Raw genomic sequence first — 25,065 nt, forward strand, 5'->3', positions numbered from 1 at the left:
CGCGCCGCCTCAGTACATCCGGACCGGCTCGGTGGCCTGGTCGAGATAGAGCGGATAGACGAGGTTGTGCCGCGTGTTCGTGGTGCGGACGATGTAGCACACCTGCAGGTCCACGCGGCCTTCCAGCGGCAGCACGKCGGCGTCGATCCGCTCGAGCAGGATGCGCGGCTCGAAGAACAGGATCGCCCGGCGGATCAGTTCCTTGAGTTCGGTCAGCGTGCTCTCGTTGAGGGTGTCGAAGACCGCGCGGCGYACGCTGCAGCCGTAGGCCGGCAGCATCACGCGCTCGCCCGGATAGGTGCCGAGCAGGATGCGCAGGCTTTCCTCGATATCCTCCACGCCGGCCACCATGCCGACCTGGCCGTTGCGCGGGTCGAAGCGCAGCGGGAACTGCCAGCCCCGGCCCAGGAACGGACTCGTCTCGTTCATCGTCAGCCTCCGATGATGACCGTGGGCAGGCCCATCACCACCGTGCCGCCGTGGGCCGTGGTGTCGCCCACGCGTGCCGCCGGGCGGCCGCCGATGATGACTGTGGCCGAGCCTTGCACGATGACGTCGGGCGGGCCCACGCAGACCGCGTTGTCGCCAACCACGGCGGCCGGCAGCTTGCCGATCAGCACTGTCGGCACGCCGGGGCCGATCACCGGCCCGCCCACGTGGGGAATGGGCGGGAGGCCCGGGGTCTGCATCGGACAGGCGTGCATGTCGGTCAAGCGGGCGGCGGGAGGCATGGCGGCAGGCAGTGGGCTCGGTTCGGTTCGATTCGATTCGGTTCAGTAAGGTGCGGGGCGGCCGGTGGGGCTCAGTTGATCATCACCATGGCCCCCTGCACCGTGGTCTGGCCGGCGGCGGACAGCTCGGCCGTGGCGCCGCCCTTGCCTGTGAAGCCGACCTGTGCCTCGCATTGCACATTGAGCCCGGCGGCCTTGACGTCAGCCTGTGCCGTCAGTTCGATCGACACATTCGCGCTCATGCGGATGCTGCCCTGGGCGGTGAGCGTGATGTCGTAGGGACTGTCGCAGGCAATGCCGGCCTCCGAGAGCTTCACGCTGTTGTTGTGCTGGTCCTGCAGCAGGATCGACTGCGCGGTGTCATCGAACACGACCTTGTTCTTGCCCGGCGTGGTAATGGTCACGGTCTTGTTCTTCTCGTCGAACGCAATCACGTGGCGCGCGCGGGTCACGATGGCCTTGGTGTCGTTGGCGGCCTCGATGGCATACGGCGGCACATGGTTGGCGCTGTAGACCGCGCCGATCACCACCGGGTGGCAGGGGTCGTCGTTGAGAAAGCCGACGATGACCTCGTCGCCGACCTCGGGCAGGAAGAAGGCACCGAAGCCGTTCGACGCATAGCCCTGGATCAGCCGGGCCCAGACGCCCTGTGTCTGCGCCTGCGTGACCGGCAGCGAGATCTGGATGCGCTGCGCGTTGAGCGGGTCGCCGTCCAGCTTGAGCACCACCCCGATCTGCAGGCCGCCGATGCCGGGCAGCAGCCCCGACGCAGGCGGCGCCACCACGTCGTGCTGGAGGGGGTGCCAGGCCGGATCGAGGCCGAACTCGACATCGGTGTGCCAGAAGCCGCCCACCAGCGCATGCTCCACTGCGGTGACGTAGACCGCGCCCGAGAAGCGCTGGCCCACCCCGCTGACCTGCACCAGCACACCTGGCCGGGCCAGGGCCGTGCCCATGCAGCGAAGATGGCCACGAATGCGCGCCAGCTCGGCACGGGTCTGCACGCCCTTGGCCCAGCTCGTCAGCATCTGTGGCGACTGCGTCGTGGCCGTGCGCAGCGGCATGACGGACAGGCCGATGACATCGGCCAGCGTGGCGCTGTCGAGATTGCCCTGCGCGTTGAACGGCGYCGGCGCRGCCGCGTCGCCCTGGACGATGGCCTGCGCAGCCGGGTCCCAGGCGGTGGCTTGCACCGACTGGTACTGCAGCCGGGCGTCGATGTCGGCATCGAACTCGTACAGGTCGAGCCCCCACGTCACGCCGAACGCGACGGCGCCGCCGGCCTGCGGCGTCTGGACGTTGACCGTACCGTCCTCCACGTCGACGAGCATGCCGTTGAACTCGGCGCGCGCCAGCAGGAAGTCCCAGTCCGAACTGTGGAACTGAACCATCTCGCCATAGCTGCCCACGGTGGTGTCGACCTTGGCCGTCAGCCCGTGTGCGCCAATCAGCGTGGACAGGACGTCACTGTCGGTGCTGTCGATGAAATTGGCATTGTTGCGACCAACGGTCATCTTTACCGCGGCGTCGCGGCATTCGATCACGAGCCGCGAATCGTTCTGGCCCTCGATGCGTACGCCGTGGCGGATCACCACGCCACTGAAGATCTGCGCCTCGTCGTTGCCGAAACCAGCGCTGATGGTCACCCCGCTGCCGGGCGCGAAATCTGCGGAGTCGCCGCAGGCGAAGGTGCCGGTGGGCATATCGCCGTCGCGGATCACGATCTCGGCCCATGGGATGCGGTTGAACGCGCGGCGCACGGTCACCGAGACCACGGCGAGATCCGGCTGCGCTGTGCCGTTGGCGCTCACGGTGAGGCGCAGCACGCCATCGGTGTCGATCGACGGATAGGTTGGCATGCGCTACTCCAGCGGCGGAAAATGTAGCGCCATGCCCGGCGTCAGCGCACGGAACTGCCGCAGGCCATTGAAGCGTGCCACGGCCATGTAATAGCGGCTGTCGCCGTAGATGCGCTCGCACAGCAGCGGCAGCGTGTCGCCATCGCGCACCTGCACCAGGTGGCTCAGGTCCGGCGAACTGGCGTCCGCCTCGAGCTTGGCCTGCTTGCTGCTGGTATACGAGTCGAAGGCGAGCGAGGCCGTCGCGCGCAGCGGCACGCCGCTGGGGCGGAACATGGTGTAGTCGGTGCTGAAGCTGGTCAACCGGCCCGTGAAGATAAGCTGGCCCCAGAGGATCTGGACGATGCTGGGCTGATGCTGCACGCCCTTGTACTCGTAGATCACGGCGCTCAGCGCCTTGAGCTGGTCCTCCACCTCGGCCGGCACGGCACTGTTGGCCGGGCGCGGCACCACGCCGGTGCCGTCGAAGATCACCGCGAACGAAAGCTTGCCGGGTTGCATATGGCTGAACGGCCGGCCCGAGCCCGTGTCGCCCATCGGCTTCTCCTTGCTGAAGCACGTGTTGCGCTCGTGGCGCAGCTGCGAAGGGTTGATCAGCAGCGAGACGGACTTGCCCGCGCCGGCCTGGGGCGACACCACGCCGCCCTTGTCCTCGCAGGCCGTGATCTTGAGTGGCGTCAATTCGGCCGACTGCAATGGCATCTAGCGCTCCCTCAGCCGGGCCAGCTGCGCCCGCAGCATGCGCAGTTGCGCGCGCTGCTCGCGGTGGCGCGTGCTGGCGGCCTCGTCCTCGTCGCAGCACTGCGCGGGATCGGGCTCGGCCTCGGCACGGGCCGGTGCCGCACCCCGCTGGCCGTTGCCGAGTTCGGAGCGGATTACCATCTGGCGGACTTCGATCGTCATGGGCTCAGAGCTCCCGCGTGCAGTTCAGGTAGGCCAGCTCGATGGTCTCGATGGCGAGGTTGTTCTTGGTGGACTGGAACTCGTCCACGCCCCAGCGGACCGGGTACGCCGCATGGAAGGTCCAGCCGCGTACCTTGTTGCCCACCTCGTCCAGCAGGTAGACGCTCACGTCCATCGGTGTCACGGCCTGCACGAAGCCGCCGCCAAGGACCGACTTGCACCAGCGCATGAGCGGCGAACGCATGTCCGCCACGCCACGCTTCAGCACCAGCYTGTCCTGGCGGATGCCCTTCGGCAGCTTGTAGACGAAGCGGTTTTCGCCGCCGCACTGCACGTCCTCCACCTCCATCGTCTGGTCCATGCCCGACACCTCCTGGAAGGAGCAGTCAACGCCCGTGGCGATGTTGGTGAAGCCAACCGAGAAGGCGAACGAAACCGGCGTGAAGTCGGTGCCGAAGCGCGCCGATTTCTGCATGGAAGATCCCGCGTCAGCTGTTGGCGATGGTCAGGCCCTCGTGGGCGATCTCGATGGTTTCCACGGCCACCTCGTTGCCCTGTGCCTTCAGGTCGGTACCCGTAATCTTCGCCGGCCAGGCGTTGTTCAGCGTCCAGACCATGGTCGGATTGCCGGTCTCGTCCAGCAGGCTGATGATCACCGGCACGCGCTTGATGGTGTTCATCTTGATCTGGTTGAACCAGTCCCAGAACTTGTTATCGGCCTTGAAAACGCCCTTCTTCATCGTGACGTTGCCGAACTTCTTGAGCCCGGGCATCTTGACCGTGGAAAACACCGGGCTGTCGCCCGAACGGTATTCGATCTGCTGGGCCTCGACGTCGAGCCCCGAGACCTCCTCGAAAGACATGACCGTGGAGTCCCACTTCACCTGGAAGTGGAACTTCGGAATGGGCCACACGTTCTTCGACTGTGCCGAGCCGTCGTCTGCCATGACACTTCTCCCTTGCTATCTGTGATTTGTCTTTGGACCCTGCCCGCGACCCGGCGTCAGGACTTCTGCATTTGTTGCTGGAACGTGATCTCGATGAACTCCGCCGGCCGCACCATCGCCACCAGCACGGTCACGCGCAGGATGCCCTCGAGGATGTCGTCGGGCGTCATGGTCTCGCCCAGCCCGACGTGCACGCTGAACGCGTCCTCCGGCACCGCGCCGGCCAGACCGCCGCGCTTCCAGATGCTGGTCAGGAAGTTCTGGATCATGCTCTTGATGGTGACCCAGGTATTGGCCACGTTGGGCTCGAAAACGAGCGCCTTGGCCGCCAGCCGGCACGATTCCTCAAGCATGATCATCGTGCGGCGCACGTTCACATAGCGCCAGTCGAGGCTGTTGCCGTCTAGCGTGCGCGCACCCCAGACCAGCACCCCCTCGCCGATGAAACTGCGGATGGCGTTGATCGACTTGCCCTGCGTGGTGACGTTCAGCTCTTCCTGGTCTACCGCGGAGATCGACACCGACGGCGACACCACGCCGGCCAGGCTGACGTTGGCGGGCGCCTTCCAGACGCCGCGCGTGTTGTCGACCATCGTGTAGATGCCGGCCATCGCCGCGCTCGGGGGCAGCAGGTTCAACTGGTACTTGACTTCGTTGAGGATGGTGTTGAACAGGCTGCTGACCGAAGTCAGCGTCTTGTTCAGCAACGCCTTGCTGGTCAGGATGGCGTCGTCCGTCAGCGGCGGCGTGGTGGCGCTCCAGTCCTTGCCGATGTCGGCGACGGCGCCGGCCAGTTCCCGCGTCTTGGGCGGTGCGTCGTCGGGCAAGGTGTCCGGCAGGCCCAGGTCGCTGCGCAGCAACTGCATCAGCACGTCCGGGTTGGCGATGTTCTCGTAGCTGATGTCCTTGTCGCCGATGACCGTGGTGTTCAGCCACGGGTAGTAGGCGGCGGCGAAATCCAGGAAATTGATCCCCAGCGCGTTGCGGAATGCGGCTACGGGATCGCCGGCGGGGTCGCTGCGCGGCTTGTCGCCGCCCCAGATGTCGAGGATCGCCACGCGGCTGCGCATCTTGTCGCCGCAGTGGGCCAGCACGGCCTGCTGCAGGTCGATGCATTCGGYGGCCTTGAAACGCACGGCCTCCGGAATCACGACCATGGTCGGCTCCTGCTCCTTGAGCAGTTCGTCGATGCCRGCCTTGAATTTGTCGAGGTCGAGGTCCTGCGTATAGTCGCCCACGGAGACGATGTAGCACGGGCCACCGCCGTTCTGGAAGAAATGGCGCAGCGCGCGATAGAGCATGTAGCCGCCGCCGTCCTTGCCTTCCGGCATCTCGAGCACGTAGTCCTTGCCGGCCACGCGGAACGCGGCAATCGCCGAGGCATCGGTCTTTTCGGCGATCGTGAAGCGCGGAAACGGCGAGAAGCCGAAGTACTGGTGATATTCGGCCATGGAACTGATGCGCCACGGCTTCATGCTGAGCGGCTTGTTGCGGTTATCGGCRATCTGCGTATGGCCGATGAACGCCGGAACGGCCGTTGCCACCTCCACCACCGAATTCGGGAAGGCGTTCTTCTCCACGATATAGACGCCAGGCGTCTTCATTGCACCCATTGCACACTCTCCCGGTGAAAACGGTTAGCGGTTGACAAAGATCTCTGATACATCGCACAGCGCACCGTCGATGACTTCCCGGCGCAACGCCACAGGGGCTGCCATCGGCAGGCGCGGCACCAGCACGCGGGCGCCCGCACCCGATGCGCGGCGCAACTGGAAACGGTGGCGCGGGCGCTCCGCCAGCGGCAGCGGCGCGGCCGAGCGGATGGCAGTCACGGTGGCGCCGTCCGGCAGCGTCTCGGGCACCGGCTCGGCAAAGCTGACCGCGCCGGCAAGATCCGCGCAATGCAGCGTATCCAGCGTGCCCCAGTCGCCGATCAGCAGGTATTTCCAGAACGTATGGCGCACCGGCACGTCGATAAYATGGTCGRGTGGCGCGGCGGCGAGCCAGTCGGCCAGCGTCGGGCAATCGCGCGAGGCCAGCGGAAAATTCACGCGCAGGGCACCGGTCGTCGGKCTTTCCGCAAAGACAGGGGCACGCACGTCGGTGTAGTAGGCCCAGAGCGGATCGGCGGAGCGGGCCGTGAACGACAGGCCGGCTTCAGGCCATTCGTCGCGCGCGCGCCAGAAGGTGTCGAGCTGGCTGGCTTCCGCCATGATCACGAAGCGGCGCGGCTCGCCGCGCAGCAGCAGGCCAAAACGGGACACCAGCGCTGCCGTGGGCGGCTCCGGCGCGAGGTGCAAGGCGCCCGGCCATCCCGCRGAGAARTACGRATGTCGGATGGACAGCGCGGTGACCGCACGATAGCCGGACGTCATGGCCGAACACCCACCTCGGGGCGCCCCACCAGCGGGTCGCGACGTTGCGTCGCAGCGGGGTCCAGGCACACGAGCCGCACGCGATACAGCACCGAGGGCAGGTAGTGGCCGCCGTGGATGCTCCACAGACTATGCATCTCGCCCGTGCTCAGGTTTTCGATATTGAGCACGATGCGGTCGATTCGGGGGTCGAGGTCAGGGGTGTTCTGATGGTCGAACACCGGGGTGGCCTGGAAGAACGTGATGGCGTCGGCCAGGGCGCGCAGCGCCTCGGGGTAAGTCTGCCCACTGAACGTGGCCGCGCAGACCACCAGCAGGTTCAGGAACAGCGGCTCGGCGCCGGCCACGCGGCTGCCCTGCTCGGCCGTGACGGCGCCGCGCGCCCGATGCGCGGCAGTATCGCGCTCGATCCCGCCCAGGAACAGCACCAGCTTGTTGGCTACCGAAGGCACCGCGCCTCCCCCCAGCTCCTGCAGGTTGGACACAACGACCATGTCCTCCGCCAGCACCACGCGGCGGCGGAACATCTGATTCAACTGCAAGGCGAGATGGGCGAGCGCGGTATCAATCACACCCGCTCCCGACCGGCTATCACTGGCTTCACCACTGGGCTCCTTCAACCTGACGTCTGCTTGACCGCGTGGATGTTGCGCGGCGCCACACCTGCCGGCCATCGGTAATTGTCTGAACCCGGGTTCGGAAATCCCTAGGTAGTACTTTCGAGGGGTATCTCAGGTAGGCGCTGGGGACTGGCGGCCCCCGGCGCACGCGTGACACGCACAAAAAAAAACCGCTGCGCATTGGCAGCGGTCAGAACGCGAATTTAGGTCTTACCGATTTCTCGGTCGGCGGATATTGTCAGAGACGGCCTGCGCCTGACATTGCTCTGTAGGGGTACGTGATTGTCTGACGGTGGGGGGTGCTGCGCCTATTTTGGAGAACCACTGTCGATACTGATTGGTTCGGAAATTGCCATCGGTGACGAGCAGCGCCTTCCCAACCTAGGTGTTGGCGCAGATATTCGGTGGCAGACACAAGTATCTCGCGACAGCGCTTGGCGAGGATGTCGAACGCAATTTATGTTAAATGAGGTGCGTAGGTCAGAATCATGCTCCGACCTACGATCTATACCCGTACTTCTTCTATTGACTGGCCAGGGACGGCTGCACCCCACAGGCTTAGAACTTGTTGATATCAGACGGCTTCATTGAATACTCCACCGACTGCATGCAAGGACGGCCGGACACGTTACGGCTTTGGGCACAAGCGTTCCTGCGGAAGCGCGTTGGCACTTGCGCGGACAAGCGCCCACAGCCGTTTCACATCAGGATGCGTTGCTTGTTCCAGCGACGCCAGAGCACCAGGCAGCTGCTGGCTGTAGCGACTATGCAACTTCGATTCCGCCAGAAGTCTCCGCAGTACGTTGTCCTGCGGTGCGAGGACGCCTACGAGATGAGGCAAACGCGACGCGATTGCCAGTCCCTCTGGATCGTAGTCGGGCGCAGACCACACGGGGCGGCCATATGCCTCCACGAATCGCATTGCCGTACCTACTGACGATCCGGCTCCGCCACCTCGCCATAAGATCAGCGGGTTCGTCGAAACGTGGCTCAGGTCCACTTTCAGGTCGTCGATTCGCTCAAACGCCTCCCAGTTCTCTACGACGATGACAGCATCGTGGCGAAGATACTGAAGCGCGTCCGTGCAACTCCACTCCATGTTCGCAAGTGGCGGCAGATAGATGCGTTGGCTATCGACAAGTAACGGCCTTCCCTTAAGCGCCTTGATCGCGATCCGCTGTGCGCGTACCGCTTCGCCTGCCCACTTCTCATTCGGGCCGATGTCCAAGGCTTCGGCGCGACCAAGCCTTGACCAGGCATCCACTGGTGTATCGGGGTCAATGTTGTCGGCGTTAAGCCATGCCCGGATGCGTTCCTTGTGGCCCTCATTGAAGAAAACTTTCTCACCCTGCACTAAGCCGATGCCGCTATCTGTAACGAACTTCCGAAGGGTGGCAGACGCACCGAACTCGACGCGCTCGGCCGAGCTTTGGACTACCCTGAGCAGGCTTAGCGCAAGGCCCTTGTCGATCATTGTGGCGCCTTCGAGATCATGATATCGGTGATCCGGATCATGCCGGACAGGCGATCTGCCGACACCGTGACGGCCTCGAAGCGCACATCTGCGCTGCGCTTGCGACGTAGCGCCTCTTCGTGCAACAGGCACAGCAACCAAATGTCGTCGTCGAGCGAGGCGATCTCGGGGCATCCCGCTTTCCAAGTCAGAGCCGAAATCGGCGTCGCGTCCACGGCTCCGAGCAAGGTCGACATGGCTTCCTGCCACGGTTTTGTTTTTGCCTCGAGTTCGTCGGGCAAGACCGGTGCATCCGGCAACAAGGTCCCGAGCCGGGGCAGGTTGGTGCTTGGGGGCTTGACGGCCGGAATGGTTCTCGCGATGTCGAGAAGAATCTCGTCCTGAGACGCATCCTGTACGCACGGGTGTGCGACCAGCGAGAAGCCCGTGGCCCGTCGTACCCATTGCGGCGTGTCCGTGGTGGCATCGAGATCCGCAGGCACGTAGTACGGCGTTCGCTTCAAGAAAAGCTCAAAGGCCCGCATACGTCGTGCGATCAATTCAATCTGGCGCGTCCGGAAGAGGTATTCGCGCAGGATCGCCGTAATGTCGAGCAGCTGAGCCCGCCACTCGGAAAGATGGTTCGCGATCTGCGAACGATACGATTCCAGGAGTCGCTCACCCTCAGGCGTTGATTCAAGCGATTGGATCATGTCGTTCGACTGAATTGCCCCCAATGCCTGACTGATCCGCTCGACCCGCTCCAGATAGAACTCGTTCTGGCGACGCTTTTCGGCGTAGGTGTTCACGTTCGCGAAGCGGTTATCTGCCAGTATCCGCAGAAATTGTAGTGCGCCAATGACGCCGTCCGCCAACTCGAATACCGCGCGGTCAAACTCGTCAATATAGCGATCCGCGTCGTCAGTACGACCGTCGAACGCAGCGTCCGCAACAAGGCTGGCAATCTCGGGCAGGCGCTTGGCCACATCGGCCACATCGGCACCGACGGCTGAGTAGAGTCGCTCAATTTGCAGGATTTCGTCCAGATGCTTTGCCAACGAGGTTGCGAGGCGGTAGGTGCCTTCCCGATATGGCACCAGGATGCGCGCTTGATTCAGCTTGTACAGGCCGCGCCCGCCCTCCGGATCGTCGGACGCATTGACAGAACCATGATGGTAGGCAGCCGCAACCAGTTCCCTGTACTTGTAGAGTTCGCTCAGGTGGTTGATGACGAGGTCGGATTTATCAGCCATGGTGACTAGAATAATTGCGCCGAAGTGTTCTGGTCCTCTTCGATATCGTCGGCAATGTTGTCCGCCGTCATCAGGAATTGAACAATTTCGGTCAAGTACTCGATTTTCCCCGTGACCTGATAGATCTCTCGCTCGGCATTTGCGACGATAAGATAGCCCTCGTCAACCAGCATGCGAAGTTTCCGGTCGAGACTGCCCTTCATCTTGCCGTCCGTCGCTACACCTCGCCCCACGTTACCCAGCGCCTGAAATTCAGCGCGCAATCCGGGATTTCCATCGATGGCGGCCATCAGTGCATGCGCTTCGATCTTGTCGCCCCTCGAATAGAACACCTCGCGCCCGGTGGCTCTCATGGACTTCACGAAGAAATCTACGAGAAAGCGAATCTGCTGCTTGATTCGCGCAAATTCTTCTTTGATGGCGCGCCTCTCGTCCTGGTCAATGCGATCGTAGGCCCCGTACCACGCGCCGCCCTGCTCGGTCGCGGCCAGTGTTCTACCGATTCGGATCAGGTAAGAGTTTGCATCCTTCTGGTTGGATTCCACCGCGAGGAAACGGTAGGCCTCCGGGTACCGCACCTCACAGACGAACTCGCCGGAGAGCAGTAGCGACATGGCTTGCTCAAACATTGTCAACCTCCCCAATCTCGTCGGCGATCAGTCGTGCATCGGCACGTGTCACATCGGACGGATCGTAGATGCACCGGTCGGCTCGAATCGATCGTCGGTTTCGAAAGAGTGCCAGCACATCCGGATCGGGGTCGGGGCAGGCCGACACCAGCGTGATATTGTTCTTCGTCAGGATATCCATCAGCAATTCGACGTTACCGATATCGAGATCCTTGATCTCATCAAGCGCCCACACTACGTTGACGGGAGCCTTGCTCCGCACACGGTTGATGAAGCCAACGAAGATGAGAACCATGACGATATAGGAAAGACCATTCGAGGAGATCGTTTCCAGATCCTCGGCCTTTTTGAACGGGCGTCGGTTCCCATTCTCGACGACGTCTCCCTGGATGCGCACGAGGTTGGTCAGTTCAGCCAGAATCCCCTCTTTCAACTGCCAGTGATTCAGCAGTTCGCGGAGCGCGGCGGCAAAGTCGGGCGGCGGCAAATCGGCTAGATCCCCAGCCATCCATTCACGCCGCGACTCGGCGACCTTTTCGATCGTGCTCCAGTATTCGAGCTCGCGAATGGACGACACGATCTCGATACTGAGGCTGCCGATGCTCTCAAAGCCCTGATTGGAATTGAGGCTCTCTTGCAGTTCGCGATTGAATTGCTGAACCTTCCGGTGAAAGGTGTCCATGCGATCACGGAAGTCCCCCACCGCCTCGGCGATCGTTCTGGCGTCGACGCGGAGCAGGTTCCGGTAGTGCTCATGTTCGCTCGAAAACCATGCCTTGAATGCCGGCACCCACTCCCGAGGCCGCTCGGAACGGTCCGGTCCTATCATCTGACGTTGGGTATCATAGTATTGATCGGCCGGAGAGTTCCGACTTGCGATGAACACCCGTTTGAGGGTGTCGATCTCCTGACGAAGCCGATCTTCGTGCATCTTGACGGCTCGAATCTGATCGCTCGTTTGCCCAACGAGCGCGATGAGCGTCCATGCCGCGTCGTAGTCCAGCAGCACATTCTGATTGACCGGGTAGGGGTCAAGTGCTTTTCGATGGCTCGCCACCCGACTACGCTGCGTGTCGAGTTCGGCCAGCTTTTGCGCGAGATCACTAATCACCCGTGAGCGCCGGCTCTTGTCGTCGTGCCATGCCTTGACAGAAGCGACCTTGGCCTCTTCAAGGACCGACTTCTCTGACTGCACCTTCGTGAGCGCTTCCTCATGGGCGGATTTTTGGCTCCATTCCCCGCTCAGCCAGAGACGCCATTCCAGAATCAGGTTTCGCGACTGGTTGATGATTTTCATCTCCTTTGCCGCCGCGTCGATCTGTTGCTCGAGTTCCGTCAATGCACTCGTGTCGATACCGCGTTCCTTCAACTTCGCTGTTCGGTCGGTATTGACCTGGGCGCAGGCGTCTTCGAAGCGTTTCGTGGCTGCCGCCTCTTTTCCATGAATGTCGACAAGTAGTTGCTCAAGCGTTCGCCCGCTTTCGTCCCTACGTTGCTGCTGTCGTGCCCGTAGCGACGCCACATCCTGTTCAAGGCGGACGCGATGCTGCGACAGGCGCTGCGTAGCCTCGTCCAGATGGCGCGCTGCTTTGTCATGAGCATCTCGCGCCTGTTCTTTCGCGGCCTCCCGGCTGCGCTGAACATCGGCACGTGCTGTCTTTAGCTGTTTCTCAGCCGACAATAGTGCCGATTTTGCGATCGCGGCTTCACTAGACTTCAGACCTTTCATGTCTTCGGCCGCGGCCCGATCAGCGCTGCGCTGAGCGAGGATCGCTTCCTGTTGCGAGACGCGATCTTTTTGCCTCTGCATGGTCTCACGGGCAGCGTCGATCTCACGCTGCAGTGCGGATTCGTCGGCCACGAGAGGCGTATCCAACAGCTCAAGGTCCAACTGGAGGCCATAAACGCTGTCCTGAATCGCACCGACGATCGGCGAAAGATCGGTGCGGTTCAGGATGTCGTCTCGCAGAACCTTTGCGATGTCCTGCGTCCACTCCGGACGCTGGCTACGCAAGACGTGGAGCACACTGTTCTCGTCTGGCGAAGCATGCATGAGCAAGGACTTGAGGGCCTGGTCAAGCTTTTGGGATTCAGCCTGCGATACGCGCAGGGCATTCTCAGTGTGTGCAAAGGAGTTTCGGGCCGCCTCATACGTCTTTTGTGCTTCGCCTTCGTGCTCGATGGCGCCCTGGTGCTTCGCGCGGGCATCATCCACCTTCGCCTCCTGCTGCTCCGCGATCTCAACGAGCGCCAAGTCGGGTTGCGGATTGGTAAACTGCGCCTTGGACTTGCCTACTGCCTCGCTGGCGAGACTGGCAGCTTCCTGCAACCCCTTCTCGCTGGAGGCGGATGCCTGCCGTACTTCGCACTCTTGCTGATCGAAATCCGCGGAGAGTGCGTCTACCCGCGCCTGATGCGCTTCCCTGGCTTCGGAGCGTTGTCGTTCAAAATTAGGGAGTCGCTCGGTGTATTCGAGGCGCAAGGTGTCCAGAATTTTTCGGTACTCGTCCTCGATGTTCGTTTGCGCGCTCAGCAGTGCAGCCTTGCGTGATTCAAGGTGCTGCCTGGCTTGAGCGATCTCCTCTTCACGATCGAGAAGGGTAGCCTTCGCCGCCACCCCTTGGTTCTGATAGGACGCGTGCTTCTGACTCAGTTGATTGAGCTTCCCAGAAATCGCATCAAGGTTACGTTCGGTTTGGTCGAGTTTATCGAGAATAATTCGAAGGGCCGCACTATGCTCCTGCTCGGCCTTTTCCAGATCCTGCTTGGCCGCTTCGTGCTCGCGCCGCTTCATTACTTGATCATCTTCGAGGGATCGGTCCAACGACAGGAACCTCGCATGGATGTTCCGAAGTTCCTGTTCAGCTGCGAGCACTGCGTCGTAGGCCTTTTGCACCGCCTCCATGCGATGCGCCTCGGCCATGACTGCCGTATAGCTCTCGAAGGCATCCGGCCAGCTCTCGATCTTCTTGCGCTCCGCGCCAAGCGAAATCTGCCCACCGGCATCGGTTACGGTGGCCACGATCATGCGTTGCAAGTCCGCGAAGTTGGTCTTGCGCATAAACATGCCGAACACGATGCGCTCGATATGCGGGAGGGGCTGACTGCTGGGGCAGAAGGCGTATTCCAGGATGTCCCGGCGATGTTGCTTCAGGTCGGAGCCATGCGCACGCTTTCCCTGGATGATCGCCCGATACTGGTCAAGCGGCATTTTCCGCGTACAGATTACGCCCCGCAACTTTAGCCGTTCAAGGAGGTTCGAGCTCGCGACGAGGGTGGTTTCGTCGTCGTGCACGAACCATTCCCGCTGGTACACACTCCGCGCGAAGCGGTACTCGACGCCATCGCCGGACTGATCCGCGCACAGGATGGCGCAGCACACGATGTCATCACGCCGATATTCATAGACGATATACGACGTGGATCTGGGCAAGTAGTAGCGCGCAAAATTCTTCTGGTTGCTGACTGGCTTTACGATCCGATCGGGACGCTCTCCATAGAACGCTGGGATGAGACGCAGCAGGGATGTCTTCCCTCGACCATTCCGCCCCGTGATCGCGGTGCCGCCGGCAAGCGGCAATTCGGTGATTCGCCCCTCGGTGTACGAGTCGATCAGAATCACGCGCTGCAGTGCGAAACGTGAACCCGATGGATCGCCGTGCAAATTCACTTGATCGCTCAACCTGAAACCTCCGTAGCCGCGCGCTTGGCGCATGTATGTCGCTTTGTGCTATATGTAGCTTTATACTACCTATAGCGTAAGGTAATGGTTGGTGTTAGCATTTGTCAATACTGGACAAATCCACAGCATCGGCTCCGTGCCTGTGGGACGCGTCACGCCACCCGCGCCTCGGGGATTCTGGGGTAGGACCAGCCCCGTGCCTCAGAACACCGATCAAACAGGTTCCGCGAACCGCCCCAATGATCTGCCGCTCACAGTCATTCAGCGGTTGATGCATATTGAACGCTGCCTATTCTGGCGAGGAGAGTTGCAGCGAGCTGACCTGATTGATGCATTCGGAATCAACCCGATACAGGCTGCGAAGGATTTCCGCACCTACATGGAGCGGTACCCGAACAACATGGAGTACAACAAATCGCGCAGGCGCTATCTCCCGCTGCCCGGGTTCATGCCAAGACTGATCGAGCCGACGACGCTGGACGAATTCGCGGGCGTCCCATCGCAGCTCGTCCCCGTCGCGAACTGGCCGCTACCGAAACGTCGCGCTACGCCGCAAGTGCTACAAGCGATCGTGGCAGCCGTACGCGAACGGCAAAAGATCGAAGTGCAATACCAGTCGATGACGGGGGCGAAGCCGACATGGCGGTGGCTTTCCCCGCACGCTTTCGCGTCCGATGGCGAACGCTGGCACGTGCGCGCGTTTTGCCACACACGGAGCGAATTTCGGGATTTCGTGCTGGGCCGGATTCTCTCCACCCGGCATATCAAGCAATCTGACGTTGATCCTGAACGTGACCACGATTGGAATACCTTCGTCGAGGTGCTCGTGACGCCCAACCCTGGCCTCGAAGAAGAGAAGCGGCAAGCGATCGCGGCGGAATACGACCTGCCGCCGAAGAGCATGGAAACGACGCTGAACCTGAGACAGGCGATGCTCTTCTACGTCAAAGCGAAATTTGACCCGGAGGTCAGCGACGATCCTGCCGCACACCAGCTCTTCGTTGCTCAACTGCGGTAGGATCGGTCACCGAATAGCATGCAGATGCAAGAACAGGAAAAGCTAGTGGACGCACAGCGCAGTGATGCGTTACCGAAAAAACGTTTGAGCCACTTCGGGGATGCTGGCTTACTTTCCGACGTCGCCTCTAGTCCAGATTGCCCGAAAGCAACTGTTTCTTCTCATATGAGCATTGCTTAGGAACAAGGGTGCTGGCGATCCCCGTTGCATCAGATACGCCCGTCAATGCGAGATACTCCACGCTACCATGCCAAAGCGCGAAGCCAAACCTACGGGCAAACAAAGTCAACGGGCTAGCGGCTCCTCAGAGCCCAAGCGCCGCGCGGCGAAGATCTCGATTGAGCGGTTCGGCAAGATCATCCAACTTCTGCGCAAGCGCGGTCCCGTACCGATGGCCACGCTAACGAAGGAGCTTGAGATTTCTGTGGCATCCGTCAAACGGGATATCGAGTTCCTGAAGAACCGATTCGGTTGCCATATCGAATGGAGTGCCACCGAACGTGGACGTGGCTACGTCATTCGCGATGACTTGGCCGAGGGCGGCCGGTTCGAGCTACCGGGCATCTGGTTCAGTTCTGCCGAAATCCTCGCCCTTCTCACGATGCTGCACCTGCTGGAGGGGATTCAGCCGGGCCTGCTCGATGAGGACGTTGCACCGTTGCGAAACCGCTTGCGCGCAATGCTAGCCCAAGGCGCAGCCGCGTCTCCTCACATCGAGGAACGGATAAAACTCATCCACTTTGCCCCTCGCGCCATCGAGCCGGAGCACTTCCGCCGCGTGGCCTGCGCAGTTCTAGAGGGCAAGCGTGTGGCGCTCACTTACTGGAATCGGGACAAGCAGGAGCTCACCGAACGAGTGGCCTCGCCGCAGCAGATGGTCCATTACCGTGAAAACTGGCTCCTTGACGTATGGTGCCACCAAAGAAATGCACTTCGAACCTTTGCGCTGGAAGCAATCAGGGAGATAACCGTGCTGCCCACCGCGGCTGAACGGGTTTCCCGGGAAGACCTGCGCGCGCACTTCGAGAGTGGGTACGGCATCTTCGCGGGTCCCGCGAAGCACCGCGCCCGCATCAAATTTACTGCCAAGCGAGCACAATGGGTGGCGGCCGAACGCTGGCACCCAGATCAAACAAGTGTCACGACCAGCGACGGCGACTACATCCTGGAAGTACCCTACTCGAACGATCAGGAGCTCGTAATGGACCTGCTGCGCCATTGCCCGGAAGTGGAAGTGCTCGACCCACCGGAGCTTCGCGAGCACCTCCACGCTGCATTGTGCGCCGCAGCAGAGAAGAATCGCCCACCGACCGATCACTAGGTCACTATTTGAGCTAGTGCTCTCTGCAGAATTGCTCCATGCCGGCAATGGGTTCCGGCAAGGAGAAATCTCATGAGAGTGAATTTTGCGCACCTTCGGGAGCGCGCACGCAGCGGCGGCTGGATCAATTTTGCCGTATTCGACGCAAGATCAAGCTCTGGCTCGTCGTCGGACAATAGCCAATTGTTGGCTCAACTGACGGCTCAAGCGCGGGCATCGAATCTGCAAGTCGACCAATCAGCACTTGCCTTCACGGCCAACGGCCGGCTGCAGTTCTTTGGCAGCCCCAATCTGGTCGATTACCTGTCCCGTGCCGGTCTGCCCCAGTGGACCCATAGCTTCAACGTCTAAATCAGCGAGTTACGAAATGGCTAAGAACCCCCCTATTGGCGACAACGCTCGACGTGGCGCGGTACGTGACCGGTCGCAAGTCTACAATCCTGTCACCCAGAACTGGACGAAGCGCGATTCGGATACCGGCCGGTTCATGGATCAGAAAAAGGACGGTGACCCGTTCAAAGGAGTCCGAAAAGAACCCCTGAAATGACCGCGGGTGAGCTGCGCGATCCCATTCGCAAAGATTGGGATCGCAACATTTATCGACAACTATCCCTGGGGCGGGGCCGAGAGCGATTGAAGTCAGCTCCCGCAGCGCGCCAGCGCAGTCAACGCTGCGCCTGCTGTACCGACGTCTGCCCCACCCAGCACAGCGTGTTCACCAAGGTCATTTGCTCCGGCGTCTTGCAGCGAATCGACGTCAACTCGGGCGAGGCCACCAGCAACGCTAGGGACTTCGCCCTTGACGGGGCAACGTTCAGACGATTCTTGCTAAACAGGAACTCGATGTTGCGCGGCAGATAGTCTGCGTTGGACGTTGCCATGGAGATGATGACAACCTGCGCTTCCTGCCCCTGAAACTTGTCAACTGTGCCGATCCTGGCGCCAGCCGGCAGACATTTCCGCAGGAGATTGACCTGCATGTTGTAGGGGGCCACCACAAGAATGTCACCTGGCGTAAATCGGCACCGATTCCCCTCGCCATCCAGGAACTCCTGCTCGAGCAAACTTGCATACAGGTCCCGGATCACATCGGCTTCTTCCTGACTTTCCTGCGCGTTGCCGTCGTGGATGACCGGGACGAACCTGATGCCCGAAGGCGCAAGGGCCGAGTGCGCTGCCTCATTGAGGACCAGACCTTGGCGCGCCGTCTTCTCGTGCGAAGTCAGTCGGCCGTCGTAAATGGCTTCGGAGATGAACTCGCACACATCGGGATGCATGCGATAGGTGGTGTTCAGGAAAATGCCTTGCGCCGCCGGAATGGTCGACAACCCATCCAAAAGGTACTCCAGTACCGACTGGCCTGAGTTGCCCGGATGCACGCCCTTTGTCGGCTGTCCCAACTGCATCTGATCGCCCAACAGGACAATGTTGCGGGCCGAAATACCCATGCCCACCACGTTGCCTAGCGACACCTGGCCAGCCTCATCGACAAACAGATAGTCAAGTTCGCCTTCCAGCTCCTCGCGCGAGAATAGCCAGGCGGTGCCGGCAAGCAGTTGTGCACCGCTGCCTGATACCTCCTCATTCTCGAAAACGTCCCTGATCAGTTCGCCTTTTATCCAGCCATCCTCCTGGTCTTTCGAGGACTTCTTGACACCGGAGAACACGAAGCTCTGCTCCGCGGCCGCCACCTCTACCGCCCGTAGCAGGTTGTTGATCGCATGGTGGCTGTTGGAGGAGACGCCCACGCGCTTGCCGGCCTGTAGGAGCGCAAGGATGACCCGGGAGCCGGTGTAGGTTTTCCCCGCGCCTGGAGGACCTTGAAGAAACAATGTGGTCTCTTGCATGCCCAACACAGCCTCGACCACCTGCGGCAGGAGGGGGGCTGCCTCGTCGATGAGCGCCCTGCCTTCCGGAATGTTGTGGATCCGGGGCAGACGGCGCCGCAGAAGATCGTCAATTGCGGGAAAGCGACTCGCCGCGTTTGCCTGCGCGTCCCCCAGCGACGCAGCGTAGCGAAATACAGCATCGACAATGACGTCATAGCCCACCGGCCGGTCCGGCCCCAACGCCAGGACATCCGGCGCCTCGCTCTTCGCTCCAAGGGTAAAGGTGAGGCGCCCTTCTCCGTGTAGCACCTGAACGTTTGACAAGCTCCTTGAAGACCGCAAATCCATCGCTTTGGGTCCGCGCAGTTTCGTCTCTTGCGGCGGAAAGCGATAGGTGTACCGGTAGGAAGCCTTGACCTTCTCACGCTCGACGGTCCGGTCCAGTGTTGCACCCCCGATGCATTCGACATCCTCGATCATCTCTGCCTCGGTCATGTCCATGCGATCGAAGTAGGCCCACCACTCCGGCTTCTGCTCGCGTCGGTGGTAGTCAAGAAGCTGATACGCCACCAATCGATGCTGATCCTGCTCAGTTCTCTCGTCCTCGCGCTCAGGTATCCCGTCACACATCGTCCGCTCAAACTCCTCGAGCCGGACCTCGATGGGCTTCTTCTCGCCGACTTCCACAGTTGGGGATGCTGCACCACTAGCAGACGCCGCCAAGATGGCCCAAGGCATTGCCTCGGGTCGCAGCTGGCAAAGCCATTGATGCAACTTAAAGGTAGACAGGACGTCATCGCGGTTGTAGTCGGCGATCTCCTGGAGCAGTCTGGGGTCCTTTGTCTCCTTCCATTTTTCATAGTAGAGAATACTGGCGCCAGCATTCGTCACGTCACCTACCCGCTGGCCCAGATAGAACTTCTCCACGTACTTGATAGAGTAGCTGGGTTCGGAGATCAGCAACGCTTCGCGCACAACCTTGTAGAGATCGACGAGCTTGCCCCTTCGCAGCAGACCATCGACCTCGGCTTCGCGGGTGCCATGCATCGACATCAGCTTCTTCAGGGCCGTCGCCTCATAAGCTGCGTAGTGATAGATGTGTGCGTCAGGGTACTTCCGCAGCCGTTCGTAGACGAAATCGATGAACCGCTCGAACGCCAGCCTTTCCTCCGCTCGTGTATGCGCCCAGAATGGAACAAATTCTTCGACCCCATCATCGACGATATACAGCCCGAACAGATACTCGAGACCGCCTTCCTCCAATGGATCGCCTTCCATGTCGAAGTACATGTCCCCTGCACTCGGCATCGGTAACCGCTCAAAGCCACGCAGTCCCTGGTCTACCTTGGGAAGCAATTCGAGGTGTATGCCACCCTCGTTGCGCGCCTTGAGTTGAAGTGCTGCCTGCGCTCGCAAGCGCTCGAGCGTCTTTGGTGCCAGCTTGGGGATCGACACTTGTGCCGGCATCACGGCGAGTTCGGCGAGCGTAGTAACGCCACTCTCCGAGAGCTTCTTGATTTGTGCCTTCGAGATATTGGCGACGTACGACAGATGGTCATCATCGGACCGCCTACCATCGCACAGATTAATCCACTCACACTGCGAGCATTTGTCGCACGGATCCGGATACGTATTGACCGCTTCACCCTCCGCGATGCGGCGCTCGAAGCGAGCCAGCACATCCCGAAAATACATGAAATAGTCAGCCACACGAAAAGTGGCCACATGCCCGCTGCCGAGGACTACCTGCATCGACTGCGGCATAGTTCCCTGTTCTCGGCTTAGGAGCCAGGAATAGAAGCAGAGCTGGATGATGAATTTCCCGCGAGCGGAACGGGCTAGCTTCGTATCCTGAACTTCATAGCTGTACGCGCCAAGCTGCGAAGGCGAATCGACCCTCACGAGAAAGTCTGCGTAGCCCAGGTACTGACCATACAAAAATGCGGCCTGAAAGATAACGTCCACGCCCTCTTGCATGGCTTTGCGGGTCGCGGTCACCCGCGCTTCCACCGAATCACCCTCCGCGTTGACATCAACCCACGACCGGCCCTGGATGAGTTTCTCAAAATAGGCCTTCTCGTGCGCGAGCCCCTTGTCCTGAATCAACTTCAACTGCGGATCTTCGGGCGCCTTTTCGAGAGGTGTCTCGAGATTCTGAAGGCCAAGTGTCGTGCTGTGTTCGCATTCGAGAAAGGATACGATGTCTGACGCGGAGAACAAGTACGACCCATTTTTCTTTTGCATGCTGTGCCTCAATGTCACACCGGCGGACCACAGCCGCCGAAACACAAGCTCGTCGGAGGCCCGCCGTGCTCAGGGAAGGGATATGCCTCGGATACGCTGATAAAGGTCGACAGCGTACGAATCCGTCATACCGGAGACGAAATCGGTCACGCGAATCAGACGCTCATACTCCGACATCGTGTCAAATGGCGCATTGCCTCCTGGCATCAGACTGAGCAGCGTGCGGGCCCGTGAAGGCGGCTTCTTCGGATTTTTCGCCTTGTTTTCAACCGCGCCCACAAATGCCGACAGAAGCCCGCTGATGACCTCGAAGCCGCACGCTTCCACCTCGACGACCGGCTTGGCACAATACACCTGACGAACCGCTACGTCCTTGAACCGCTGGAAATGGCCGGCGTATTCGATTTGCTTGGTGAGTTCTTCGTCAAACGCACCGTTCATCAACCCGTCATAGTGCTGATTGAACACCGCAACCGTCGCGTGGATCAGCGCGTTCACCGTCACGGCCCGGAAGTACTCGGCCCTGCGTTCGTCGTCCCCCAACCGGTCGGCGCGTTCAAGGCTTCTGTCATTCAACCAAGGCCGATGGAGATCGCGGAGTTCCTCGAAACTAACCACCCCCGCGCGGAAACCATCTTCGATATCCATGATGTGATAGCAGATATCGTCCGCGGCCTCGACAAGGAATGCCAGGGGGTGCCTATGCCAAGCGAGCCCGTCACCGCGTTTCCTGATGAGGCCTAGCTCACCCGCAAGCTCCTCGAACAGCGGCTTCTCGGATTGCATGAACCCGAACTTCGCACCGGATTTGCCTTGAGCTTGGCTGTCTTCCACTTCGGACTCACGCGGATACTTCGTAAACGCGCCCAATACTGCGCTCGTCAACTGCATTCCGCCTTTCTGGTCGGGAAACTGCAGGGTCGCCACCGTACGAAAGCCCTGCGCGTTACCTTCGAACTTCAGGAGATCGCGAAGCTGAGACCCGGGCAGCAATCGGCTTGCATAGTTGGCCCCTTCACGCCCCGTCTCAAACCATTCCTGGATCGCATCTTCACCTGAGTGCCCAAACGGTGGATTGCCAATATCATGCGCAAGGCAGGCAACGGCGACTACGCTTCCCACGTCTTGGGCCACTACGGAACCTGCCAAAGGCTTGTCGCGTTCGAGGATTGTTTCCGTGACCATCATGCCAAGCGATCGACCGACGCTGGCAACCTCGAGACTGTGCGTCAGCCTCGTTCGAATGTAGTCGCTCTTGGCAAGCGGAAAAACTTGGGTCTTGTCCTGAAGCCGGCGAAAGGCAGAGGAGAAGATGATTCGATCGTAATCCCTTGTGAACTCTGTTCGTGGCAGCGGCTCGCTGCCTGCAGCTTCCGGCTCTCTCCCCAGGCGCTTAACTGATAAAAGTTTTGACCACTCCATGCTTTTCCTCCACTCAAGACCACTCCGCCCGCCTCTTCCCTTGATCTTCGGCTGCTGGGGCCGGAGCAAAGTTCACGCAAGCCGATAGTTGAGTTCTTCTTATGTGTTTGCCTGCTTGTTGCATCCCTAGCACTGCCCACGGGCCACGTTTCCGTTTAACGAAACTTCCCCCACGCGAAAAATCGATCGGTATTCCTGAGTGTTTTACCTGTTCACCTGAAATGAAATAAACGTTTCACTGCTGGCATAGATGCAACGATGATGGTCAATTGATTCCCATGGTAGCTCGCATGCTTATCGCTGTGCTCCCTCCGAATGGGGGGCGCGTAATTCGCAGATACCTTTTCCTCTATGTCAGTCCGCGCGTCGTGAATCGTGATGTCACCGAGAAACTTGCCGGTAGGGACGGCGCCCCATTCTGGATTCCTGCTGTTACGACCAACGCAAAAATCATCTCTGCCGCCGCCGAGCGGTATCTAAAGTCTGGGTAGAGAAGGCCTCGCAGAGAATCGCAACATTGATGGTGCAGTTTTGTCGACGGCATTTTGGACCTCGCCAAACCGGAATCTAGCGTCTTACTATTGTCTCCTGAGAAAGCAACCCTTGGCCATTGCGACTATGCCCCGGCAGAGTTTTACCTTGGAGTGTCGCACATCGGTCGAGGGCCGCTTGGTGCCTTCCCCCCTTCTTACCAACTGAACACGCCGAGGCCTCGCGCTCGATATAATGGCGAATCAAAGCAGAAACAACGGGACAACAATGCAATACTCTGGCTGGATTACCCAAGAACGGGCAGAACAAAGTACCCGAACATTCGCGGACGTCAACCAAGCGATAGAAAGTGACCGTGGGAGAATCATTTTCTCGAGCCCCTTTCGCCGACTGCAGAACAAGGCCCAGGTGTTCCCCCTCGAAGGAAATGCAGCGGTGCGTAGCCGGCTGACGCATTCACTGGAGGTTGCTCACGTTGGACGCTACGTCGCGCAAGAAGTGCTTTCCCGATTTGAGGAAGCCAACAAGCTTGGCGAGCTTGGCCTTTCTGACCGTCAATCCGCATTCATAACTCTGGTGGAAAACGCCTGCCTCTTACACGACATCGGCAACCCGCCCTTTGGACACTTCGGCGAAGCAGCCATTCGTACATGGTTCAAGACGGCTGGCCAAGGGGCCTTCGAAGCTGCCGTCGGTGAGTCAAGCGACACTACCTACCTTGACGGACCGTACCAGGATTTCCTCCGATTCGATGGCAATGCGCAGGGCTTCCGAATCGTAACAAGGCTACAAGGAGAGGATGGCACGACCGGCTTGAACCTCACGTACAGCCAGCTAGCCAGCTATCTGAAATATGTGCCGCTGCCGCAGGATGTCACCGACAAACCCAGAGTCTGCAAAAAACCGGGCTACTTCAATACGGAAGCGGACGTTGTGGCCAAAATTCGCACGTCATTCGCACTTGGAGAACGGCAGCGTTTTCCCATCGCGGCGCTGATGGAAGCGGCGGACGATATCGCGTACTGCCTCAGCGACATAGAAGATGGCATCGAAAAGCGACTCATTACCTTTGATAGATTCATATCCGAAGTCGAAGCCAAAGCCGCTGACGAGGGGTTACCGGAGCAACAGAGGACGGAGTTGCAAGACCTCCTCAGCGCTAAGGAGGATGCGCGCACGTCGAAATTTGTCCAAGTCCGGACCCGCATCTTCAACGAGGCCGTCCGCCATGTCGCAAGACGGTTCGTCGACCATCATGACGCAATCTGTGCCGGAGAACACGTTGAGCTCATAGAGCCTAAAAGCGTCCTTGAGCGCGTATTCTCCGCGATTCGAAAGAGTGTCGCGCGGCACGTCTACACTTCCCCGGAGGCAGAGCATGTCGAACTCGCCGGGAATGCAGTGGTCTATGGGCTCCTCGAGAATTTCGCACGCATCCTGCAGCTACCTGCCAAAGATGCGTGGCCCATACTTGAGGATGACGTGGCGTACTGCAAGGAACATCACTTCGATCTGGAAATGCGGCTCGCACATATGTTGCCTGATGCCGCGCTGCGCGCCTATCGTGTTTCCGTATCGCGGAACCACGGCGCTATTGAGGAATGGCACGCCCGGGCACATCTGATTTTGGACTATATTTGTGGCATGACTGACAGCTTCGCACTGAAGACCTTCCAGTTGCTGTCGGGAATCCGCGTAGGCGACGGACAGCGATGAATTTTGACACGCATCCACTGGTGGTGCTGGAACGCTTGAGACAGCAGTATGGAGACTCGGCGCTCTGCACCTTCGGCGTGTACGAATACGAGCCGCAGAGTCTCGAGGATAAGCGCCGCACATTCAACGTTGCGATAGCCGAGGTAACGCGCCCTTGGGTGCAGTCTACCCTTGACGGGCTGCCAGCAGGTATGGAACTGGCCTTGCATTCCAGCATCGTCCTCGATGGAGAGACCTTTCACATTCCAATGGTCGATTTTGCGACCCAAAGTCGTGCCCAACTGGCCAAACTGAACGAGTACCTCGGCCACAAGATATCTGACTGTGTGCTGTGGTTTGACAGCGGTCGCTCATTCCATGGCTATGGAGTAACACTCATTACGGCGGTCGAATGGCGGGAGTTGATGGGACGACTGCTACTCGCCAACAGACCCAATCTTTTTCCGTTGATTGACCCACGATGGGTTGGGCACCGGCTTATTGCTGGCTACTCAGCGCTCCGCTGGAGTTGCAACACGAAGCAATATATTCAAATGCCGCAACTTGTCATGCGGTGACGGCAAGGCGGCCG

General features: G+C 60.2%; 22 protein-coding genes. 6 read left to right on the forward strand and 16 right to left on the reverse strand.

All coding sequences use genetic code 11. The features are described 5' to 3' along the window. Nucleotides 1-9 precede the first annotated feature (9 nt). The 14 genes from AB4Z27_RS15640 to AB4Z27_RS15705 form a co-directional block, all read right to left on the reverse strand. A complete protein-coding gene (locus AB4Z27_RS15640) occupies nt 10-429 on the reverse strand; it encodes a GPW/gp25 family protein (RefSeq protein WP_441644769.1) in 420 nt (139 codons plus the stop codon). A gap of 2 nt (nt 430-431) precedes the next feature. Further along, entirely contained in the window at nt 432-704 is a 273-nt protein-coding gene (locus tag AB4Z27_RS15645) for a PAAR domain-containing protein (RefSeq protein ID WP_255370870.1), read from the reverse strand. Between the two features lie 98 nt (nt 705-802). Then, the gene (gene vgrG / locus AB4Z27_RS15650; protein ID WP_441644770.1) at nt 803-2,590 is read right to left on the reverse strand and encodes a type VI secretion system tip protein VgrG; all 1,788 of its coding nucleotides are present in this window, start codon (nt 2,588-2,590) and stop codon (nt 803-805) included. 3 nt (nt 2,591-2,593) lie between these two features. Next, nucleotides 2,594-3,292 carry a LysM peptidoglycan-binding domain-containing protein gene (locus AB4Z27_RS15655; protein ID WP_092296328.1) on the reverse strand — a complete coding sequence of 233 codons (699 nt, stop codon included), beginning with the start codon at nt 3,290-3,292 and terminating at the stop codon, nt 2,594-2,596. Continuing rightward, complete coding sequence (locus AB4Z27_RS15660) at nt 3,293-3,493, reverse strand: DUF5908 family protein (RefSeq protein ID WP_092296331.1); 201 nt, start codon at nt 3,491-3,493, stop codon at nt 3,293-3,295. A 4-nt stretch (nt 3,494-3,497) separates the two neighbouring features. Next, nucleotides 3,498-3,968, reverse strand: coding sequence for a phage tail protein (locus AB4Z27_RS15665; protein ID WP_441644771.1), 471 nt, complete (start codon nt 3,966-3,968; stop codon nt 3,498-3,500). A 13-nt stretch (nt 3,969-3,981) separates the two neighbouring features. Continuing rightward, the gene (locus AB4Z27_RS15670; RefSeq protein ID WP_092296337.1) at nt 3,982-4,440 is read right to left on the reverse strand and encodes a phage tail protein; all 459 of its coding nucleotides are present in this window, start codon (nt 4,438-4,440) and stop codon (nt 3,982-3,984) included. A gap of 56 nt (nt 4,441-4,496) precedes the next feature. Beyond that, on the reverse strand, nt 4,497-6,053 hold the full coding sequence (locus tag AB4Z27_RS15675) for a phage tail sheath family protein (RefSeq protein ID WP_441644772.1): 1,557 nt from the start codon (nt 6,051-6,053) through the stop codon (nt 4,497-4,499). A gap of 24 nt (nt 6,054-6,077) precedes the next feature. Continuing rightward, on the reverse strand, nt 6,078-6,740 hold the full coding sequence (locus AB4Z27_RS15680; protein ID WP_441644773.1) for a hypothetical protein: 663 nt from the start codon (nt 6,738-6,740) through the stop codon (nt 6,078-6,080). A 71-nt stretch (nt 6,741-6,811) separates the two neighbouring features. Beyond that, complete coding sequence (locus tag AB4Z27_RS15685) at nt 6,812-7,387, reverse strand: DUF4255 domain-containing protein (protein ID WP_177219951.1); 576 nt, start codon at nt 7,385-7,387, stop codon at nt 6,812-6,814. A gap of 676 nt (nt 7,388-8,063) precedes the next feature. Further along, nucleotides 8,064-8,909 (reverse strand): DUF7281 domain-containing protein, encoded by an 846-nt coding sequence (locus tag AB4Z27_RS15690; protein ID WP_441644774.1) that lies wholly within the window; start codon nt 8,907-8,909, stop codon nt 8,064-8,066. Next, nucleotides 8,906-10,141, reverse strand: coding sequence for a hypothetical protein (locus tag AB4Z27_RS15695; protein ID WP_441644775.1), 1,236 nt, complete (start codon nt 10,139-10,141; stop codon nt 8,906-8,908). The genes AB4Z27_RS15690 and AB4Z27_RS15695 overlap by 4 nt, the downstream gene beginning before the upstream one ends. A 5-nt stretch (nt 10,142-10,146) precedes the next feature. Further along, nucleotides 10,147-10,770, reverse strand: coding sequence for a hypothetical protein (locus AB4Z27_RS15700; protein ID WP_441644776.1), 624 nt, complete (start codon nt 10,768-10,770; stop codon nt 10,147-10,149). Then, nucleotides 10,763-14,452 (reverse strand): ATP-binding protein, encoded by a 3,690-nt coding sequence (locus AB4Z27_RS15705; RefSeq protein WP_441644777.1) that lies wholly within the window; start codon nt 14,450-14,452, stop codon nt 10,763-10,765. Before AB4Z27_RS15705 ends, AB4Z27_RS15700 begins: the two co-directional genes overlap by 8 nt. A gap of 196 nt (nt 14,453-14,648) precedes the next feature. Between AB4Z27_RS15705 and AB4Z27_RS15710 the strand changes: the two genes are divergently transcribed. From AB4Z27_RS15710 to AB4Z27_RS15725, 4 genes are all read left to right on the forward strand, one after another. Continuing rightward, nucleotides 14,649-15,470 carry a helix-turn-helix transcriptional regulator gene (locus AB4Z27_RS15710; protein ID WP_441644778.1) on the forward strand — a complete coding sequence of 274 codons (822 nt, stop codon included), beginning with the start codon at nt 14,649-14,651 and terminating at the stop codon, nt 15,468-15,470. A gap of 18 nt (nt 15,471-15,488) precedes the next feature. Beyond that, nucleotides 15,489-15,650 carry a hypothetical protein gene (locus tag AB4Z27_RS15715; protein WP_441644779.1) on the forward strand — a complete coding sequence of 54 codons (162 nt, stop codon included), beginning with the start codon at nt 15,489-15,491 and terminating at the stop codon, nt 15,648-15,650. A 67-nt stretch (nt 15,651-15,717) separates the two neighbouring features. Next, on the forward strand, nt 15,718-16,791 hold the full coding sequence (locus tag AB4Z27_RS15720; protein WP_441644780.1) for a helix-turn-helix transcriptional regulator: 1,074 nt from the start codon (nt 15,718-15,720) through the stop codon (nt 16,789-16,791). 72 nt (nt 16,792-16,863) lie between these two features. Next, the gene (locus tag AB4Z27_RS15725; RefSeq protein WP_441644781.1) at nt 16,864-17,142 is read left to right on the forward strand and encodes a hypothetical protein; all 279 of its coding nucleotides are present in this window, start codon (nt 16,864-16,866) and stop codon (nt 17,140-17,142) included. Nucleotides 17,143-17,456: 314 nt separating this feature from the next. Here the strand turns inward: AB4Z27_RS15725 and AB4Z27_RS15730 are convergent, their stop codons facing one another. Both AB4Z27_RS15730 and AB4Z27_RS15735 read right to left on the reverse strand, forming a co-directional pair. Continuing rightward, a complete protein-coding gene (locus AB4Z27_RS15730) occupies nt 17,457-20,864 on the reverse strand; it encodes a TM0106 family RecB-like putative nuclease (RefSeq protein ID WP_441644782.1) in 3,408 nt (1,135 codons plus the stop codon). Between the two features lie 69 nt (nt 20,865-20,933). After that, a complete protein-coding gene (locus tag AB4Z27_RS15735) occupies nt 20,934-22,286 on the reverse strand; it encodes a deoxyguanosinetriphosphate triphosphohydrolase (protein ID WP_441644783.1) in 1,353 nt (450 codons plus the stop codon). Between the two features lie 759 nt (nt 22,287-23,045). Here AB4Z27_RS15735 and dgt point away from each other — a divergent pair. Further along, nucleotides 23,046-24,494 (forward strand): dGTPase, encoded by a 1,449-nt coding sequence (gene dgt / locus AB4Z27_RS15740; RefSeq protein WP_441644784.1) that lies wholly within the window; start codon nt 23,046-23,048, stop codon nt 24,492-24,494. Next, nucleotides 24,491-25,051, forward strand: a complete 561-nt coding sequence (locus AB4Z27_RS15745; protein WP_441644785.1) for a primase 1D-like protein — start codon at nt 24,491-24,493, stop codon at nt 25,049-25,051. Before dgt ends, AB4Z27_RS15745 begins: the two co-directional genes overlap by 4 nt. The last annotated feature ends 14 nt before the right edge of the window (nt 25,052-25,065 follow it).

The organism is Cupriavidus sp. KB_39 (assembly GCF_052114485.1).
GTDB lineage: Bacteria > Pseudomonadota > Gammaproteobacteria > Burkholderiales > Burkholderiaceae > Cupriavidus.